We start from the raw sequence: 18784 nt of genomic DNA, 5'->3' as shown, positions 1-18784 counted from the left end.
AAACTAAAAAATACCATCGTGTTTAAAAATAAGATCTTACTGCCCGTACTTTTTCTTTCGTGTTTTTCTGCATTTGCTCAAATCTCGTTTGGAGATGCAAAGAAAATAAATGACAATTGGAAGTTTAACCTTCAGGATGTTTCTGATGCTAAAAACGTCACTTTTGACGACAGCAAATGGAAACAAGTAAACGTACCGCACGACTGGAGTGTAAAAGGACAATTGAGCCCGACTTTGGCAAGCTGTACAGGTTATCTGCCAGGAGGAATTGCGTGGTACAGAAAATCCATAAATATTCCGCAGAGCAAAGCAGGCGAAAAAGTGTATTTGTATTTTGAAGGCGTTTACAATAGAAGCGAAGTTTTCATCAACGGGCATTCGTTAGGAAAACGTCCAAACGGATATATTTCGTTTGCTTATGATGCTACAGAATTCGTGAAATTTGGAAACGAAAACACTATTTCGGTTCGTGTAGATCATAGTCAAAGCGCCGATTCACGATGGTACAGCGGTTCTGGAATTTACAGAAATGTCTGGTTGGTTTATGCAAATCCGATTCATATTGCACAATGGGGCGTTTATGCCTATCCGGAAGTACAAAATGGAAATGGAGTTTTGAATGTTGAAGTAGAGGTAGAAAATAATGTTGCATCAAAAACGGCTTTAACCGTTGTAAATGAATTATTTTTTAAAGGAAAATCCATTGCAAAATCTTCTTCAAAAACAACCATTTTTGCTAATACTAAAGGAAAAATTGCAGCAAAAATTAACGTTAAGAACCCGAAGTTATGGGATTTAGAAAATCCGAATTTGTATCAGCTGAAAACTACGGTTTTACAAAACGGAAAAGAAATCGATAAAACGGAAACACAGACTGGTTTTAGAAGTTTTACGTTCGATGCCAATAATGGTTTTGCCCTTAACGGAAAATGGATGAAAATGAAAGGCGTTTGCCTGCATCACGATGCCGGTGTTTTAGGATCGGCAGTTCCAAGAGAAGTTTGGAAAACCAGATTAGGAACGTTAAAAGAAATCGGAGTAAATGCCATTCGTACCAGTCATAATCCGCAGGCGCCGGATTTCTATGAACTTTGTGATGAATTAGGTTTATTGGTTTTGAATGAAGCTTATGACGAATGGGAATTCCCAAAACGCAAATGGTTGCAAGGCTGGAATTACGGTACGCCGGGTTACGAAGGTTCGTTTGATATTTTTGCCGATTGGGCAGAAAAGGATTTGGAAGATTTTGTGCGACGCGACAGAAACCATGTTTCGGTTTTTGCATGGAGTATTGGCAACGAAGTAGATTATCCAAACGATCCGTATTCGCATCCCGTTTTAGACAAAGGAAAAGACGGTTTTGGACAGGCAACTTATGGCGGTTACAAAAAAGATGCTCCCGATGCGATGCGTCTTGGAGCAATTGCCAAACGTTTGGTTGCAGCAGTTAAGAAATATGATAAATCACGTCCGACAACGGCAGGTTTGGCTGGAGTAGCCATGTCTAATGAAACAGAATATCCGGGAGCTTTGGATATTACAGGATACAATTATACAGAAAGTAAATACCAATCAGACCACGAAAAATATCCAAACCGAGTTATCTACGGAAGTGAAAACACACACGACATGCAGCCTTGGCTTTCGGTTAAAAACAACAAACATATTTTTGGGCAGTTTTTATGGACAGGAATTGATTATCTGGGAGAATCGGGAAGATGGCCCTCTAGAGGATTTTATTCTGGTTTAGTTGATTTTGCAGGCGTTATCAAACCGCGAGGGTATTTCCGCCAATCTTTATGGTCAGATAAACCGATGATTTATTTGGGAACTTATCCGCTTGTAAATGAAAAAGATATTTCTAAAGATGCCTGGTCAATCTGGAATTACGAAGAAGGACAAAAAATACGCGTGGTTTGTTATACCAATGCCTCAAAAGCACGTTTAGAATTGAATGGAAAAGTAGTCGGCGAAACGAAATTATATGATGAAAAAACCGGCATACTGTATTGGGATATTCCCTTTACATCTGGAAAATTAGAAGCAGTTGGATTGGATAAAAATGATAAAGAAGTAAGCCGTTATGGGATTAATTCAACACAACAGCCTTTTGAATTAACGATTGCAGATAAAAATAGTACCATCAGCAAAGATAAAGGGGTTGCGAAAATCATGGTTCAGGTAAAAGACCAAAACGGACTTCCGGTTATGCTTTCAGACAATGAAGTAACTTGTACGATTTCAGGTTCTGGAACTTTATTAGGTTTAGAAGCTGGAAACAACAGTGATATGACCGATTATACAGATAATGTTCAAAGAGTTTTTCACGGACATATTGCGGCTTATATTCAGGCTAATGGAGATTCGACAGAGCCTATAAAAGTAAAATTTACGAGTCAATGGTTAAAACCTGTAGAAGTTACTATTAATGTCAAATAATTTAAAATAATGTGACATACCGCTGCGCTGGAGCTTTTCATACAAAACAGATAAAATTAGCTATACATATAACGCTCTTCCAGAGCTTAATGTCTCATCGGGACAATTTATTGGTATCTTATGAAAAATAAAATCACATTGGTGTTAGGAATCGTTTTGGTTTCGATTTCTTCACATTCGCAGTATAAAACATTTCAAAATGAAGAATTCAAACAATGGGCACAAACACCGCCAATGGGCTGGAACAGCTGGGATTGTTACGGGCCGACAGTCGAAGAACACGAGGTTAAAACCAACGCCGATTATATGGCAAAAGAGCTTAAGAAATTCGGCTGGGAATATGTAGTAGTTGATATTAGATGGTTTGTCGAAAATGATAAAGCGGGAGGTTACAACCAAACCGATCCGAGATATGTAATGGATGAGTACGGAAGATATATGCCAGCTGTAAACCGTTTCCCATCTGCCAAAGACGGACAGGGTTTTAAGCCTTTAGCCGATTATATTCATAAAAAAGGATTGAAATTCGGAATCCATATCATGAGAGGGATTCCTAAAAAAGCAGTCGAAAACAAACTGCCAATAAAAGGAACAAACGGAATTACCGCCGACCAAGTTTATTCTACCGCTTTGCAATGTGAATGGTTACGAGATAATTATACTGTTTTGGCAGACAAACCAGGCGCACAGGAATATTACAATTCTATTTTTGAATTGTATGCAAAATGGGGTGTAGATTTTATTAAAATTGATGATTTATCACGACCTTATCATGAAGGCGAAATCAACTTAATTCGAAACGCCATTGACAAATGCGGCCGTAAAATTGTCTTGAGTACTTCGCCGGGAGAAACGCCGATTTCGGCTGCTTCGCACGTAAGCACGCATGCTAATATGTGGCGTATGGTTGACGATGTTTGGGATACATGGCCGCATATCACACATTTAATGGATGTGGCTCAAAAATGGTATCCGTATATCGCTCCGGGAACTTGGCCGGATTGTGATATGATTCCGTTAGGAAGAATTTCAATCAGAGGCGAACGCGGAAAAGATCGAATGACGCGTTTGACAAAAGACGAACAATATACTTTAATCACGTTTTTCAATATTTTTAAATCACCATTATTTTTTGGTGGTGATTTGCCCAGCAATGATGCTTTTACGCTTTCATTATTAACAAATAAAGAAGTTGTAAAAATGCATAACGAAAGCACAGATGTAAAAGAGCTTTTTCAGAAAGATGGGAAAATTGCTGTTACTTCAAAAGCAAAAGATGGAAGTGTCTATCTCGCATTATTTAATATCGCTGATAACGCTTCTCAAAAAGTCTCTGTAAATCTTTCAGATCTTGGAATTTCTGGTTCTGTTGATGTTTTAAATATGTGGACAGGAGAAAAATCAAAAGTGACTTCAACAGAAATTGGTACCGATTTAAAACCGCACAGTTCTGTTTTGTACCAATTAAAAAGTAAAAAATAATGGAAAGATTGGTTTTCTATTTTCTGATATTAATGACTGTTTTTAGTCCGGCGAAAGCTCAAAATACGGCAAGTGGAATGCCGCCTGTTCTTGCTGAAAAAGATTTGACGGCTTATTTATTTGTTTATTTTATTGGAAATAAAGTCGAAGAAGAAGCGGTTAATTATGCCGTAAGTACAGATGGTTATCATTATTACAGTCTTAATAATAATAAACCCGTTTTAGACAGTAAAACAATCAGTTCTACAGGAGGTGTTCGAGATCCGCATATCCTGCGCGGTGAAGACGGCAAGACATTTTATATGGTTTTGACTGATATGACTTCTTCCAAAGGCTGGGACAGCAATCGTGCAATGGTCTTGCTTAAGAGCACTGATTTGGTAAACTGGAAAAGCAGTGTTGTTAATATTCAAAAAGCATTTTCGGGAAACGAAGATTTAAAACGAGTTTGGGCACCACAGACGATTTATGATACAAAAGCGGGTAAATACATGATTTATTTTAGTATGAAACATGGCAATGAACCTGATAAAATCTATTACGCTTACGCGAATGCGGATTTCACAGCTTTAGAAAGTGCTCCAAAACTGCTTTTCGTTCCAAAATCAAAAGGTGCGTGTATTGATGGCGATATTATTCTAAAAGACGGTGTGTATCATCTTTTCTACAAAACAGAATCAGAAACGGCAGGAATAAAAACAGCCGTAACGAACGATTTAACTTCTGGAAATTGGACTGAAAATGATAATTATCTGCAGCAAACCAAAGAGAAAGTAGAAGGTTCGAGTATCTTTAAACTCAATAATTCGGATGAATATATTTTAATGTACGATTTATATTCAAAAGGAAAATATCAGTTTACGAAAACCAAAGATTTAGAAAATTTCACGGTTATTGATACTGATATTTCAATGGATTTTAAACCGCGTCACGGAACGATTCTTCCGATTACGCGTTCTGAATTAAAACGAATTACTGCAAAATGGGGAACGCCTTCGCAGCTTTCAAAAATAAATAACAATCCAGTTTTAGAAGGTTATTACGCAGATCCTGAAATTCTGTATTCAAACAAAACTAAAAAATATTATATCTATCCTACAAGCGACGGATTTAATGATTGGTCAGGATATTATTTCAAAACATTTTCGTCTGATAATTTAGTAGATTGGAAAGATGAAGGTATAATTCTAGACCTAAAAAAAGACGTGTCTTGGGCAAACAGAAATGCCTGGGCGCCTTGTATTGTAGAGAAAAAAATAAAAGGAAAATACCAATACTTCTATTATTTTACGGCGGCACAAAAAATTGGTGTTGCCGTTTCCGATAATCCAACTGGACCTTTTAAAGACAGCGGAAAAGCAATCGTAGCAGAAAGACCTCAAGGCATAAAAGACGGTCAGGAAATTGATCCTGATGTTTTTACAGATCCTAAAACAGGGAAAAGTTATTTGTATTGGGGAAATATGTACATGGCCGCTGCAGAATTAAATCCGGATATGGTTTCGCTAAAAGAAGGAAGTACTAAAATAATTGAAGTAAATAAAAGCTTTAGAGAAGGAACGTATGTAATTTACAGAAATGGCAAATATTATTTCTTTTGGAGTGAAGACGATACAAGAAGTCCAAATTACAAAGTAAGATACGGTATTTCAGATTCACCGCTTGGACCTCTTGAAATACCGCAGAATAATATTGTCATTCAAGGAATTCCAAAACAGGGAATTTATGCAACGGGACATAATTCAGTTTTGCAGATTCCCGGAAAAGATGAATGGTATATTGTGTATCATAGATTTTCGTATCCAACAGGTATTAAAATGGGACGTGCAGGCGGTTTTCACCGCGAGGTTTGTATCGATAAATTAGAGTTTAATACGGAAGGATCAATAAAAGAAGTAGTTGCTACTCATACCGGAATTGAAAGCTTAAGGTAGGATTTTTATTGTTTTGTAAAGGAAGTAAAATCAGTAAAATCACGAGTTTGTATATTATAAAAAAGCACGCGGAATCTTTATAATATCCGCGTGGCATTTTTAAGACTTAATTTTACTAGAAAAGTATCTTCTTAGTAATTGTATTCCCATTATTCAGTATTGTTTTAACAAATAAAACTTGAGATCCTGACTCAATGCTTGAAATCTCTAATTCAGCTTTTTCGATTTTTTGCACTATGTAAAGCAGCTTTCCTGCAGCATCAAAAACAGATACCTGTTTTAAAGGTGACTGGTTAGATTTTATTTTTATGATTTTATTTTTAGAAGTAACAATAAGACCCAATGGGGAATTTTCAAAATTATCTAATCCCAAGTTTTTATCTGGACTGTAACTTAAAACAAAACGATCTGTAAAAACACCTGTTAGAGTAGAGAATGTATAACCTCCGCTTTTTAAATTATGAACAGTCCCGGTTTGTTTATCATGTAAATAAATAGCCCTATTGGTTAATTCGCCTTCTACATGATCTATAGCTATATTCATATCACCTGTAATGTTAGATTTGTAGCCCAAAGGTATAGTATCTGCTGGGTCAAAGGGAACTGCGCGTCCTTGAATAACCAGTTTTTTATCATCGTTAATACTGTAAAAATCTGCATAGGGATTCGAATCCATTGTGAGAGCATCATAATTATGATCCCATCCATTGGTCGCTCCTGTTATATATGCAATCAAAATTTGTTTAAAAAGACCCTTTGTATTTGTTAAGTTAATCCATACCCGGTGTCTCTCCGTTTCAAATACACTTACTGATTTTGCAGGCAAGTCAGCTTCAAAGTTTTGAATGGATACAGCTTCCAGATTAACAGCGCTCTGAACAGGGACAGGGGTCAAAAAAAGAATGGAATGAATAGGAAAAAGCAGTACAGATGATAAGAAAAGTTTTTTCATAATACGATAATTTAAATATTAATAAAAGCTATGCGCTGATACTTTAGTTCTTTTAAAATTTTAAAAATTATCAATAGGAAGACACAATAGAATAAATATTCTAAAACTAAAATTACAGATAAAATTATGTGTAGTTTTTATTCCTAATTGAGATAATTTTTAAGTTTTCAATTAGCATTTGATCTGGAAAAGAAAAAATAAATGATTTATAATTAAACATTTAAAAAAGATGTTATACATCGATTTTTTTTAATCTTTAGTCGATCACTCGAAATGTAAATATAAGATTTAAGCTATTTTTTAAAGAGTCTGAATAGGAATGAAATATGAGTAAAAAGAATAAAATATAGTTTTAAAAATACCTAATTGCTTTTTTATCAAAGCTTGGAAAATGAAATATCTTATGTGTTATGCTCACCGCCAAAAAAATGATTAAATGAACATTTAATTTCTGCCCTATGCTGTTGATGTTTTTAAGAAATTTTCACGGTCTTTGCGGCGTTAATTTATATATGCCAATAAAAAACAGAGATGAAAGCCAAAGAAATTGAGATTCTTAAAAATAATGGGATAGATACTCTCTATCAATTGATCTTGAGATATGTAGCGATTAGTGATGATGAATGGAAGTACTGCCAGAGTAAGTTCAGCAGCAGTTATTTTCCTAAAAAGACAATGCTATTAGATCAAAATCAGGTCTGTGATAAAATTTTCTTTATTGCCAGCGGATTGCTGCGTATTTATTTTTCTGATGAGAGAGGAGAGGAGAAGACATTTCATTTTTGTATGGAGAATACCTTTGCTACTGATTATGAGAGCTTTTTAAAGAATATACCTTCAAATTTTTCAATACAAGCCCTTGAGAATAGTGTAGTTATAATAGTTACTCATGAAATGCTGCAAAGTTTATACGTGACTCTGAGAGATGGTGAGAAGCTTGGAAGACTAATTACAGAGGATTATTTTTTTATGCTTAATGAAAAAATCAAGGCTTTTTATATGCATTCGCCCATGGAACGCTATAAAGCAATGAATATTCAGTTTCCGGGCCTTATGCAGAGAGTGCCGCAGTATTATATTGCTTCCTACCTCAATATTAGTCCTGTACATCTCAGCCGTTTGAAGTATACGTTGAAAAAAAAGAACCCAAACGGTTAACATTTGTTATTGCAGGAGTGCTTAAGGTTTATTTATTTGCGGTGGCAGCTGATTTAGTATTTAATCAGTAATGTGAATTTAATTGTAATAAAAATCCAAATTTCATGTCCAGTAGAATAAATGACAATATAAAAATTATTAGAGAGCTTAAAAATTATACCCAGGAATATATGGCTTTAAGGCTTGGTATTACTCAGGCAGGCTACAGTAAGATTGAAAAAGGCTCCAGTACAGTAAGTTTTGAAAAGTTGGAAGAAATTGCTCAAGTCTTTGAAATGGATGTGAGAAACATCATAAAGTTTGATATCAGTCTTTATCTGGACCCTGTTTTTGAGAAAAGCACTGTTCCTGTAGAGCAGGGCATACTTGTAAGCAGACTTTATAATGACAAGATTGCTCTTCTGGAAAAACTGCTGGATAAAACCAATAGGGAGCTAAATTTGTACAAAAATAAATTTGGCTGTCTTTAATACTATTTTGGGAAGCTGAGCCGTAACTTGAAGCAGATTTTAAACCAAATATTGTAGATTATGCAAGCCCACATGTTATTCCTGCGGGCTTGCATAGTTTTGACATTAGATGATTAAGATTTTTAGATTAAAAAATTATTTATCAGTAACGCTGTAAGCTCCGGTTTTTCTTCATGTATAAAGTGACCGGAATTTTCTATTTCTTCTATGCTAAAATTTTCAAGATAAACAGAAAAGAAATAACTAAGCATTTTTGCTCCTTCCTGACTTCCAATTCCTATGGCAGGGATTTGGACTTTTTTGTATTGTTTGATATCCTGAATGTCTTCAGTAAAGGCTTGGTACCAGCCATTAGAGCTTCTTATTGCATCTTTATTGTTATAGGCCTCAGCATAGACTTTTCTGTCAAACTCATTAATTGCTTCGGGGTCAATCAAAAGGTGATTAAAGATATAATTTTGCAATATATCATAACGTCCTTCCAGCAATTCTTCGGGTAGTTGTTTTACTTGGTTAAAAGCAAGCCACCAAGGAAATACAGGATTTCCAATAGGCATCATTGGCAGTTTGTATATGTTTTCGTCGGGGTGCGGAGTATCTAAAATGATAAGTTTATCTGTATTTTCAGGAAAGTTAGCAGCATAACTAAAAGCAACTGCAGCTCCAATATCATGACCTGCAATATTTATTTTTTTGTATCCCAAATGTGCAATTAACAATTGAATATCCTGGGCCATATTTTTTTTAGTGTAGCCGTCTAAAGGTTTTTCCGATGAACCCATTCCTCGTAAATCAACAACAATAAGGCTGTGCTTTTCTGCTAAAATGGGCATAATTTTACGATAACTCCACCAAGTTTGCGGCCATCCCGGAATTAAGACTAATGGACTGCCTTGTCCTCCCGTTACATAGTGCAAATTGACTCCATTTACTGTAGTATAGTTATTTTTAAAACCGGGTATCTGCTGTATTAAAGATTCGTCGTTGTAAAGATTCATTTTTGCTTTTTTATTTATTCGTTATATCCGTAGAAATTAAGTCTGGATTTAATTACAGTTCTTATCTATTTAAACTAATACCTCCTTTCAAAGAAATCCAAGCAAACTTTTTGACCTCGTTAAGTGATGTGTTGCCTGATTGCACGGAAATGACAGATGTTTCAATTATTCCTCCAAATAAATTGTATATCCAGCCAATTGTTAATTCAGTATCAATGTGACCATTATACTGCAGGTTTTCTATAAGTTTGAACCATTCCAGCCTGACATTCTCATATTCAGATTCACTGTTCTTTTTAATTTCAGAATAATCAGTATGCTGATACAATTTTTTTAAAAAGCAGTATTGGTTTCCAACTTCAATTGCTGCATACAGCATATATTCAATTTGTGTAACAGGATCCGCGCTCGATTTAAATGCACTTGTCATTTTTTCATTGCACACAGCCAGCATATTCTCTTTGCAGTGCTCAATTAAGTTCAATCTATCCTTAAAGCAGCGATGTATTGTACGTCTTGTAACTCCTGCTGCAATCGCTATCTGCTCTATAGAGGCTGTTTCATCTTTGTTAAGAACTGATATTGCAGATTCAATTATTTTACCTTTTGTGTCTTTCATAGGTACAAATATAAAAAAAATGTCCCATTATTGAGACATTTTTAATTAAAATTATTTTATGACTGAGCTGTCTTCAGCCAATTACCTCTCTGCGATGCGAAAGACCCCAGTTCCACAATTCATACAATACTTTGTTCAGTGATCTTCCATGGTCTGTTATTTGATATTCGATTAATATTGGTGTTTTGTCATAAACGTGCCGGCTTATAAGTTTATCAGCCTGAAGATTTTTTAATTCTCTGGCAAGAGTTTTATCTGTAATCCCAATTACTTCTTTCTTTAGCTCAGTGAAACGCTTTGGACCGGAACAAAGAGCATAAAGAATAAGCAGTTTCCAGTTTCCGCTCACTGCTTCGAGTGCATCTTTTATAGAAAGCATAGCTTTTGAGCAGTCTTTTTCTTGTGGTATCATGCAATTTTTATTTTAGTTCACTTCCCTTTTGGAAAGTACTTTCCAAAAGGGAAGTGCTATCATTTGGAAAGTAAATATAAGTAATTTTGGAATGTAAAAAGGAAATATAAAAGTTTGACGAGGATTAAAAAATATAATTATGATTGAAATTTTTAAAACGGATATAACAGATAAAAAACTTGCGGATAAGTTGAGCGAGGCTTTAAAGAAAGAGTTTGCCGACTATACGATTAATTTCGACCTAGATGACCAGGATCGCATATTGAGGGTAGAAGCGGAGTTTATTAATAGTGAAAAGATTATCGAAACAGTATTATGCTTAGGTTTTTCCTGCAAAATTATTCCTGATAGGCTGTGCCTGTTGAAAAAAAACTCTTCAAAAGAGATGCAGGAACAGTGGGACACTTGTTTCCAGTCTAATAACACTGTATGGGGATTGGAACCAGCAAAATCTGCCATTCTGGCTAATGAATTGTTTAGTACAAGCAGTCTTAAAAATATACTTATTCCGGGATTTGGATATGGCAGAAATGCACAGCTTTTCATGAATAACGGTATGAATGTTACTGGGATTGAAATATCTGAAACAGCTATTCGTATTGCAGAACAGAACTATAATGGAAAAGTAGAAATAATTCATGGATCTGTAACCGAAATGCCTTTTAATGATATTATTTATGACGGAATTTTTTGTCATGGACTTCTTTATCTCTTAAATACAGCACAACGGACTGATATGCTTAATGCTTGTTATAATCAGTTAAAGCCCGGCGGATACATGTATTTTTCGGTATTATCAAAAACAAGCTCTAATTATGGCCTTGGCAGGGAGATTGCGCCGGATACTTTTGAAAATGCTCAGGGAGTACAGATTTTCTTTTATGATTCCGATTCTATACAGAAAGAGTTTGGAGCGTATGGTCTTCAGGACACAATCGAAATTTCCGAACATGCGGGCACATCTAAAAATGCTTCTTTTGATTTTACTGCAATAGTATGCAGAAAACCGGTTAGTTAATAAATTTTAATTCAGTTTATTGGAGAAATCAGTTATTTTAGACCGTAAAAAATTATATTAAAGAACATACTAGTTTTATTTACGGTCTATTTTGACTTTGTTTCAAAACTGTATGCGTTTGTGTATAGGATTGCCATGGACAGAAGAATTAGGATAAAAATTAAAACTGCTGGGCAGCCTGTCGAAGAAAATGAAGTATAATTCAGTGGGAAATAAGTAATAAATGTCGAGATGTAAAGAGTAATTTTATGGTATAAAAAAAAGAGACAACTATTAACTAGTTGTCTCTTTTAGTGACCTTACTGAACAATTTACAAACCATTTTATGAATGATTTAAAGAAATTGGCTTATTTTTCTTTGAATTTGTAAGATAATTATTTTAAATTTTTCTTCAGTTGTGGTTTGTATGTCTTGTTAGGGTTAGATGTTAAAAATCGTTAATTAGATAAACATATGATTTTATAGAATTAATTTGTGTTCATAAACTTTTGTCGTCAAAAATTCAAAGTATTGAAGTATTTAAATAATAATTAGGAAAATATTTGGGTCAAAATTTATTGATGACAATTAAAAAAGAAGTTTGTGATCATTTTATTTTTACAACCACTTTTCCTTTTGCATGTCCTTTTTCCATATATTCAACAGCATCGTTGGTTTGTTCAAAAGAAAATACTTTATCCACAACTGGTTTAATTGCTTTAGATTCTAGTAAATTATTTATTTGTTCGAGTTGTCTTCCGTTCGCCTTCATGAATAAGAAGGAATAATTAATATTTAAATTTTTAGCCCTATTACGGATTTTTAGGCTGGTCAGCCAAATAATGAAGCGTATTATTGCTGATGCGCCTATTGATTTTGCAAACTCTGGAGTTGGAGGTCCAGAAATTGAGATAATACTGCCTCCCGGTTTTAAAATTGTCAATGATTTTTCAAGTGTTTTAACATCCTGGCTATTAAGTACCACATCATAATCTTTAAGAATATTTTCAAAGTTATCCTTTTTGTAATCTATTATAATATCAGCTCCAAGGGCTTTCAGCATGTCAAAATTCTTTTCGCTGGCTGTCGTGGCGACAAATGCCCCAAGATGTTTGGCAAACTGAATTGCTATTGTGCCAACTCCGCCAGAACCTGCTTGAATAAAAACTTTTTGGCCTTTACGAAGTTTCGCTTTTTCGACGAATGCCTGCCATACAGTTAGTCCGACCAATGGAATTGATGCTGCCTGCTCCATTGATATATTTATAGGTTTTACTGCCAGATCATTTTCATTAACAGCAATATATTCCGCGAAGGAACCGATATGAAAATCGGCTGCTCGTCCATAAATCTGGTCTCCAATTTTAAAGCGGCTGACTTTTGAGCCAGTTTCCACTACTATTCCTGCAATATCATGACCTAATATTAAAGGTAATTGGTAATGAAGGATTAACTTGAAATCCCCATTTTTTATTTTTAAGTCCAGCTGGTTGATGCTGGCAGCATGAATTTCTACTAATACCTCATAATCTCCAATTTCAGGTATTTTTACATCGCTGAGTAATAATTTTTCTGTTTTGCCATATTTAGGGAAGATGTATGCTTTCATATTTTTAGATGTTATTAGCAAGATTTAGTTCCAGATCGCCATTTTGCTGGAGTCCTCTTTCAAATAGATTCTTAATACGATTGCGCGCTTCCGGCTCCTCAAGTGAAGCAAAGAATTTAACCTGTGTGTCTAAAATTTCTTCGTTTGAAGGAAGTTTGGCTCTTTGGTTCATAATCTGCTTTATGGCAGCAATTGGTTTTTTGTCAAATGAATCTATGCGCTTTGCAAATTTTTCAACATATTCATCCAGTTCAGCGTCTGGAATTGAACGGTTTATCCAGCCATAGAAAGCGGCCGTATCTGCATCATAATCGTTACCGCTTAAAATAATTTCAAGAGCTCGGCTGCGTCCTGTAAGGAGATGCAGACGCTCAAGTCCTCCGCCACCAGGAAATGAACCTATTCCTATTTCTACCTGAGCCAAGAATGCTTTCTCTCTGCTGGCAAAGCGTAAATCAAATGCTTGTGCAAATTCACTTCCAAGTCCTCTGGCACGGCCACGGATGGAAGCTATGGTTACAAAAGGGGCAAGTTCCAGTCTGCGCGCAATATCTGGCCAAGCTATAGAAAGGCCTGTTTTTCCGGTTCCTTTTGGAAAGTCTCCAACATTTAGCAATTCTACATGAGCAACAAAAAAGTCTGGATTTTCACTCTCAAAGACTACAACTTTTAGGTTTTCATTTGACTCCAGTTCGTCCATTATAGTCATTAACTGTTTAGAAAATTCGGTATCAAACATGTTAATAGGAGGATTGTTGAAACTGATTTTCCAGTATCCATTTGTAATTTTGTGTGTGGTAAAAATCATAATGTAGTCGTTTTGGTTAATTTTTTGTAATTTTACTTGCAAATTGAAAGTACAAATATAATTAAATTTACTTGCAAAATGCAAGTAGTTGAAATAATAATGAAAGAAATTAAAAAAAGGTCGGGCTGTCCGGTGAGCAGTTCGCTTGATTTGTTTGGAGATAAATGGTCACTGTTAATTGTACGTGATCTGATGTATTATAAGAAGTGCACTTATGGTGATTTTCTGAAATCGGATGAAAAAATTGCAACTAACATCCTTGCCGCAAGATTATCAACTCTTGAAGACGCAGGGATCATTGTAAAGCTGGATCACCCCGAAAGCAAAGTAAAATTTTTATATCAACTCTCTGAGAAGGGCATTAATCTGCTTCCGGTATTAATCGAGATGTATATCTGGGGCGAAAAGTATTTTATGCTTTCTGAGCATCACATTGAATTTTTAAAAGAAATCAAGAAAGATAAACAGGCTTTTATAGATAAGCTGACTGGCAAAATGAAAAAAGCGATTGTATCAAAATAATGATACTCAGGTAGATGAGAAGGAAGCTAAAATTATTTTGGAATTATTGTATTTAGTATCAAAAAATTACGATAAACCAAAAGAGAAAAAAAATCTATATCCTTAACGGGATTTCGAACCATCGTTCAGCTTTGATTAATTCTCTGATAGCGCCACTTTAAGACTGTTTATTTCAAACAGACTAAGAATTTCTCGTGAAAAAATCGAACCACAAATATTAGGCTGTGAAGGCTTGAAATATCTACACATTAGGGTATAAAAAAAAGAGACAACTAGTAATTAGTTGTCTCTTTTAGTGACCTCGACAGGACAAATTACAACATCATTTTTGGATGATTTGAAGAAATTGGCTTTCTATATGTAGTGTCTGTCTTATAATGGCTTTGTAAATTTGATTTAGATGTCCTGTTGGGGATTGATGTAAAAATTTACTTGATTTCTCAAATAATTTTTAATAAATATTTTTGGATAATTAATTTATATAAAATACACAATCTTAAAATTTTTATTTCAAATAAACAGTTGCTTCAATTGCAAAATGCTATTATTTACAATAGATATTAAACAGTAGACATTTATAAAATTTGATTTATTTTTTTTAGCAGAAGGTAGCAAGACCAAAAAAGCAAAGAGAAAACTGTCTTCAACTGGTGCCATTTTTCTCTGGATGCCCTTATTTCACAATTTACAAATCATTTTATCAATGATTTAAAGAAATTATAATATTTTTCAGTTGACTTTTAAGATAATTACTTTAAATTATTACTGGAGAGCGGTTTGTAAAAAGGCTGAAGTATAAACTTCAGCCCATAGATTCTTTGTTTGAATAGGAAAAAATATTTATTTCAAGTTTTCCTTAAAAAAGGTTTCTAATTTATCAAACGGAATTAATTCTACTTTGTCATATAAATCAACATGTCCAGCGTTTGGAACAATGTATAACTCTTTTGGTTCAGCCGCCATTTTGTAAATGTCTTCACTAAAATATCTTGAATGCGCTGTTTCACCAATTATTAATAGAATAGGTCTTGGCGAGATGGATTTTAAATGAGTAAGTATTGGAAAGTTCATCATCGAGCTTGAACTCGCCACAGTATGCTGTGTTAATGAATTTGGATGATAACCACGAGGTGTAGAATAATATTCGGCAAACTCACGGCTGATCGGATTTGTATTTTCGTCAAATTTTTCAGGCGCCCCTTTAGGGTTTAATGCTGGCGTTTTACCGAAATCTTTCCAACGCTGTTCACCAATATCATCCAATCTTTTGTTGCGCTGTTCTTCGGTCATAGAATCTTTCCAGCCGTTTGCCTCAGCTCTTGCTATATCATACATACTCACTGTTGCTACAGCTTTAATCCTTCTGTCACTGGCAGCTGCACTTAGAGAAAATCCGCCGCTTCCACACATTCCGATTACACCTATTTTATTGCGATTGATGAAATCGCGAGTCCCCATAAAATCAACTGCCGCGCTGAAATCTTCCACAAAAATATCTGGAGAAGACGCATTTCTAGGCTCGCCGCCGCTGAATCCTTTAAAAGAAGGGTCAAAGGCCAAAGCTATAAAACCACGCTCAGCCATATTCTGAGCATAGATTCCAGCCCCCTGTTCTTTTACGCCACCATAAGGCGGGCCAACAATTATGGTTGCATATTTTTTAGAACTGTCAAAATCTTTTGGAATATATAAGTCTGCGGCAATTAAAATTCCAAATTTGTTTTGGTATGATACTTTTTGTCTCGTAACCATATCACTCAGATTGAATGTGTAATGATTTTTATCTTTTGTTAATTCCATAGTATTTGATTTTTTGCGTTGTGCGAACGATTGTCCGGCGAAAAGAATAACTAATAAAGCTAGGATGGCTCTTTTTTTCATTATGTTTGAGATTGAATTAATATTAGTTTAATGTGCAGTTTGTATTAAATCTTTTTGACATTTAGATTTTATAAAGTACTGCCAGGCTTTTTTTGTTTTTTTAATTTTTTGATTCGTAATGATGATTGAAAAACAACACTTGCAGCAATAAAGGCAACAACACTGCTGAAGATAAATACACCTTTTGCTCCTAAATTATCAAATACCCAACCGCCGCTTGCTGCACCTGTCATAATAGCCAATTGTATTACTGCTATTTGAATTCCTCCGGCGCTTTCTGCTTCGTCGGGTATGGTTTTAGTCAGCCACGCCGTCCAGCCTAACTGCACAACACCTAAAGCCATTCCCCATAGACCGATCAGGAGTGCGGCTACAATTGAAATGTTTCCAAATAAAACCAAACCCACCGCTGAAATTCCCATCAGCAAGGGCATTAAGGCTAATGAACGGTATAAATCCCATAATAGAAGGTGGCGGGCAACGGTGGCACCAATCAGATTTGTCAAACCAAAACCTAGCAGTATCAGAGACAAAATATTCGAACCTACGCCGGTTATTTGTTCCAGGAATGGTCGTAGATAAGTAAATAGGACAGCATAAGCCATAAAGGAAAATAGTGTTGCAAACATTCCTGATTTAACAGAAGGGAGCTGCAGTACTTTAATTACCGTTTTTAAGGGGGTTATCTTGTCAACAGGCATTTTTGGCAAAGTGATGGCCTGTAAAATAAAGGCAATGAAACCTAAGGCTGCCGCTATTAAAAAAACATTTCTCCAGCCAAATAAATTTCCTAAAAAACTGCCCATTGGTGCTGCAATAACTGTAGCCAGTGATACCGCTATGTAGATAATAGAAAGTGCTTTTTGCACTTCTTTCTCTGCCACCAAACGCATTGCAGTTGCAGCCAGCATTCCCCAAAATCCACCCAGACCAATGCCTAAAAGCACTCTTCCAGTCAATAAGACAGAGAAGTTAGGCGCACAAAAGACCAATAGATTTGATGTGATCTGCAGCACGCAGAGAATTAAAAGAACCCTGCGTCTGTCAAGAGTTTTGGTGATGGATGAGATTAACAAACTGCTTAACATTGCAATAGCTGCCGTTATTGAAATTGCCTGACCTGCCGCTCCTTCGCTTATCTGTAAGTCTTCCGCCATAGGCGTAAGCAGACTAACTGGCAAAAATTCGGATGTTATTAAACCTGCCACGGCAAGTGCAACAGCAAATACCGCATTCCAATAGGAGTCAGTATAATTACTTTCAGCAGTTGCGGTTATATTTTTTTCTTGATGCATTCTTTCTTAATTTTTATAATGCAAAGATATAATGCGATTTTCTTCCATTTGTTACATATAACACTGATATAATGTCACATATTTCGTATTTTAGCATGAAATTGTATTGAATTAAAATGGATCGTATAGATTACCCAAAAATTATATTGTTAAGCGCTTCCAGTGCTCAAGATTTTCCAGAAAACTATCAATCGGCTTACCATAGCCATATCTACTGCGAGCGCGGAAGTGTAAATTTCATTTTTAACAATATGCCTTTCAAATGCGGGAAGGGCGAATTTATTTTTTGGCTGGCCGACAGCAAAATTTCTGAACTGGAGTTTTCTTCAAATTTTAAGGCAACCGTGTTTTTTGTAGAAAAGCATTTGCTAACGGATAATTTTCCAAGTCTTAATATTGGTATTGATGCTATTGTTCATCATCAGATAAATCCAATATTGAAACCTGATAAAAAAAATAAGGATAGGATTTTGAAAAATTTTAAAATGCTTTATCAGAAATCCATAGAGAATGATAATCGTTTTTACAAAGAAATTTTGAAACTGCAGATGCAGCTTTTTTTACTGGAAATGTGGGATATTTTTATCGATCAGCTGGAACGCCGAGAACGCAGCCCCCAAAGTGGGACGTTGTACGAACGTTTTCTGTATTTGGTTGAAGCAAATTGTATGAAAAACAGAGAAGTGCGTTTTTATAGTGGCGAACTCAATATAACTCCGAAATACCTTAACCAAATCTGTAAATCTAATACTGGAATAAGTGCTTCCGAATGGATACAGCGTTATACCAAAGACCGCATTGTCCTTTTGCTTAATAACAAAAAATTGAACATTTCAGAAATCGCTGATGAGATGGGCTTTTCAAGCCGTTCATTTTTTACAAGATATGTGAAAAAGGTTTTAGGAATCAGTCCAAGTGAATATAGACAGCAAATATAAGTTTATTTTATACTTAGAGATAATTGTTTGCAGCCATTGCAAAGCAATAAACCATAATTGGCCTCGGTTGTTTAATCTTAGCTCATATAGTTGGTCGAATCCTGTTAAGTTATCGAATGATAAATCTGGAAAATTCGAAAAGATTCCTCTTATGATTCTTTAACATAGATTATAAAACGGAATTGCTTTAGAATTGGAATAAATCAATTTTTAACTGCGATTGAACAACAATATTTAATATCAAAAAATTACGATAAACCAAAAGAGAA

The 18784-nt window shown here is 35.1% G+C and carries 16 protein-coding genes; 8 read left to right on the top strand and 8 right to left on the bottom strand.

Annotation, left to right across the window (positions count from 1 at the left end):
- Positions 1-18: 18 nt before the first annotated feature.
- The 3 genes from FJOH_RS16155 to FJOH_RS16145 all read left to right on the top strand — a co-directional run bounded on the left by FJOH_RS16155 (position 19) and on the right by FJOH_RS16145 (position 5855).
- Entirely contained in the window at positions 19-2439 is a 2421-nt protein-coding gene (locus tag FJOH_RS16155; protein WP_012025098.1) for a sugar-binding domain-containing protein, read from the top strand.
- A 120-nt stretch (positions 2440-2559) separates the two neighbouring features.
- Positions 2560-3921: a glycoside hydrolase family 27 protein gene (locus FJOH_RS16150; RefSeq protein WP_012025097.1), complete on the top strand. Its 1362-nt coding sequence runs from the start codon at positions 2560-2562 to the stop codon at positions 3919-3921.
- A complete protein-coding gene (locus FJOH_RS16145; RefSeq protein ID WP_012025096.1) occupies positions 3921-5855 on the top strand; it encodes a family 43 glycosylhydrolase in 1935 nt (644 codons plus the stop codon). Before FJOH_RS16150 ends, FJOH_RS16145 begins: the two co-directional genes overlap by 1 nt.
- 115 nt (positions 5856-5970) lie before the next feature.
- On the opposite strand, the gene FJOH_RS16140 is transcribed toward FJOH_RS16145, so the two are convergent.
- On the bottom strand, positions 5971-6807 hold the full coding sequence (locus FJOH_RS16140) for a T9SS sorting signal type C domain-containing protein (RefSeq protein ID WP_012025095.1): 837 nt from the start codon (positions 6805-6807) through the stop codon (positions 5971-5973).
- Between the two features lie 531 nt (positions 6808-7338).
- Here FJOH_RS16140 and FJOH_RS16135 point away from each other — a divergent pair.
- Together FJOH_RS16135 and FJOH_RS16130 are read left to right on the top strand one after the other, a co-directional pair.
- Complete coding sequence (locus FJOH_RS16135; RefSeq protein WP_012025094.1) at positions 7339-7965, top strand: Crp/Fnr family transcriptional regulator; 627 nt, start codon at positions 7339-7341, stop codon at positions 7963-7965.
- Between the two features lie 104 nt (positions 7966-8069).
- Positions 8070-8435, top strand: coding sequence for a helix-turn-helix transcriptional regulator (locus FJOH_RS16130; protein ID WP_012025093.1), 366 nt, complete (start codon positions 8070-8072; stop codon positions 8433-8435).
- A gap of 122 nt (positions 8436-8557) precedes the next feature.
- Here the strand turns inward: FJOH_RS16130 and FJOH_RS16125 are convergent, their stop codons facing one another.
- The 3 genes from FJOH_RS16125 to FJOH_RS16115 form a co-directional block, all read right to left on the bottom strand.
- Positions 8558-9433 (bottom strand): alpha/beta fold hydrolase, encoded by an 876-nt coding sequence (locus FJOH_RS16125; protein WP_012025092.1) that lies wholly within the window; start codon positions 9431-9433, stop codon positions 8558-8560.
- 61 nt (positions 9434-9494) lie between these two features.
- A complete protein-coding gene (locus FJOH_RS16120) occupies positions 9495-10052 on the bottom strand; it encodes a TetR/AcrR family transcriptional regulator (RefSeq protein ID WP_012025091.1) in 558 nt (185 codons plus the stop codon).
- A 73-nt stretch (positions 10053-10125) separates the two neighbouring features.
- The gene (locus FJOH_RS16115) at positions 10126-10464 is read right to left on the bottom strand and encodes a winged helix-turn-helix transcriptional regulator (RefSeq protein WP_012025090.1); all 339 of its coding nucleotides are present in this window, start codon (positions 10462-10464) and stop codon (positions 10126-10128) included.
- A 139-nt stretch (positions 10465-10603) separates the two neighbouring features.
- Between FJOH_RS16115 and FJOH_RS16110 the strand changes: the two genes are divergently transcribed.
- Positions 10604-11482, top strand: coding sequence for a class I SAM-dependent methyltransferase (locus FJOH_RS16110; protein ID WP_012025089.1), 879 nt, complete (start codon positions 10604-10606; stop codon positions 11480-11482).
- Between the two features lie 587 nt (positions 11483-12069).
- Here FJOH_RS16110 and FJOH_RS16105 read toward each other — a convergent pair.
- Together FJOH_RS16105 and FJOH_RS16100 are read right to left on the bottom strand one after the other, a co-directional pair.
- A complete protein-coding gene (locus FJOH_RS16105; RefSeq protein WP_012025088.1) occupies positions 12070-13071 on the bottom strand; it encodes an NADP-dependent oxidoreductase in 1002 nt (333 codons plus the stop codon).
- A gap of 4 nt (positions 13072-13075) precedes the next feature.
- Positions 13076-13879 (bottom strand): enoyl-CoA hydratase/isomerase family protein, encoded by an 804-nt coding sequence (locus FJOH_RS16100; RefSeq protein ID WP_012025087.1) that lies wholly within the window; start codon positions 13877-13879, stop codon positions 13076-13078.
- Positions 13880-13957: 78 nt separating this feature from the next.
- On the opposite strand from FJOH_RS16100, the gene FJOH_RS16095 reads away from it, so the two are divergent.
- On the top strand, positions 13958-14401 hold the full coding sequence (locus tag FJOH_RS16095; protein ID WP_012025086.1) for a winged helix-turn-helix transcriptional regulator: 444 nt from the start codon (positions 13958-13960) through the stop codon (positions 14399-14401).
- An 840-nt stretch (positions 14402-15241) separates the two neighbouring features.
- Here the strand turns inward: FJOH_RS16095 and FJOH_RS16090 are convergent.
- Both FJOH_RS16090 and FJOH_RS16085 read right to left on the bottom strand, forming a co-directional pair.
- Positions 15242-16201 carry an alpha/beta hydrolase gene (locus tag FJOH_RS16090; protein WP_235023019.1) on the bottom strand — a complete coding sequence of 320 codons (960 nt, stop codon included), beginning with the start codon at positions 16199-16201 and terminating at the stop codon, positions 15242-15244.
- 149 nt (positions 16202-16350) lie between these two features.
- A complete protein-coding gene (locus FJOH_RS16085; RefSeq protein ID WP_012025084.1) occupies positions 16351-17577 on the bottom strand; it encodes an MFS transporter in 1227 nt (408 codons plus the stop codon).
- Between the two features lie 116 nt (positions 17578-17693).
- Between FJOH_RS16085 and FJOH_RS16080 the strand changes: the two genes are divergently transcribed.
- Positions 17694-18515: an AraC family transcriptional regulator gene (locus FJOH_RS16080; RefSeq protein WP_012025083.1), complete on the top strand. Its 822-nt coding sequence runs from the start codon at positions 17694-17696 to the stop codon at positions 18513-18515.
- Positions 18516-18784: the final 269 nt, after the last annotated feature.

The organism is Flavobacterium johnsoniae UW101 (genome assembly GCF_000016645.1).
Classification (GTDB): Bacteria; Bacteroidota; Bacteroidia; order Flavobacteriales; family Flavobacteriaceae; genus Flavobacterium; species Flavobacterium johnsoniae.
The sequence above is the reverse complement of the archived record's forward strand: the minus strand, read 5'-3'. Positions and strand labels throughout refer to the sequence as shown.

What these genes read in the sequence shown, in the direction of transcription:
- FJOH_RS16150 (WP_012025097.1), top strand. Translation starts at nt 2,560, where the DNA reads ATGAAAAATAAAATCACATTGGTGTTAGGAATCGTTTTGGTTTCGATT.
- FJOH_RS16145 (WP_012025096.1), top strand. Translation starts at nt 3,921, where the DNA reads ATGGAAAGATTGGTTTTCTATTTTCTGATATTAATGACTGTTTTTAGT.
- FJOH_RS16140 (WP_012025095.1), bottom strand. Translation starts at nt 6,807, where the DNA reads ATGAAAAAACTTTTCTTATCATCTGTACTGCTTTTTCCTATTCATTCC.
- FJOH_RS16135 (WP_012025094.1), top strand. Translation starts at nt 7,339, where the DNA reads ATGAAAGCCAAAGAAATTGAGATTCTTAAAAATAATGGGATAGATACT.
- FJOH_RS16130 (WP_012025093.1), top strand. Translation starts at nt 8,070, where the DNA reads ATGTCCAGTAGAATAAATGACAATATAAAAATTATTAGAGAGCTTAAA.
- FJOH_RS16125 (WP_012025092.1), bottom strand. Translation starts at nt 9,433, where the DNA reads ATGAATCTTTACAACGACGAATCTTTAATACAGCAGATACCCGGTTTT.
- FJOH_RS16120 (WP_012025091.1), bottom strand. Translation starts at nt 10,052, where the DNA reads ATGAAAGACACAAAAGGTAAAATAATTGAATCTGCAATATCAGTTCTT.
- FJOH_RS16115 (WP_012025090.1), bottom strand. Translation starts at nt 10,464, where the DNA reads ATGATACCACAAGAAAAAGACTGCTCAAAAGCTATGCTTTCTATAAAA.
- FJOH_RS16110 (WP_012025089.1), top strand. Translation starts at nt 10,604, where the DNA reads ATGATTGAAATTTTTAAAACGGATATAACAGATAAAAAACTTGCGGAT.
- FJOH_RS16105 (WP_012025088.1), bottom strand. Translation starts at nt 13,071, where the DNA reads ATGAAAGCATACATCTTCCCTAAATATGGCAAAACAGAAAAATTATTA.
- FJOH_RS16100 (WP_012025087.1), bottom strand. Translation starts at nt 13,879, where the DNA reads ATGATTTTTACCACACACAAAATTACAAATGGATACTGGAAAATCAGT.
- FJOH_RS16095 (WP_012025086.1), top strand. Translation starts at nt 13,958, where the DNA reads ATGCAAGTAGTTGAAATAATAATGAAAGAAATTAAAAAAAGGTCGGGC.
- FJOH_RS16090 (WP_235023019.1), bottom strand. Translation starts at nt 16,201, where the DNA reads ATGGAATTAACAAAAGATAAAAATCATTACACATTCAATCTGAGTGAT.
- FJOH_RS16085 (WP_012025084.1), bottom strand. Translation starts at nt 17,577, where the DNA reads ATGCATCAAGAAAAAAATATAACCGCAACTGCTGAAAGTAATTATACT.
- FJOH_RS16080 (WP_012025083.1), top strand. Translation starts at nt 17,694, where the DNA reads ATGGATCGTATAGATTACCCAAAAATTATATTGTTAAGCGCTTCCAGT.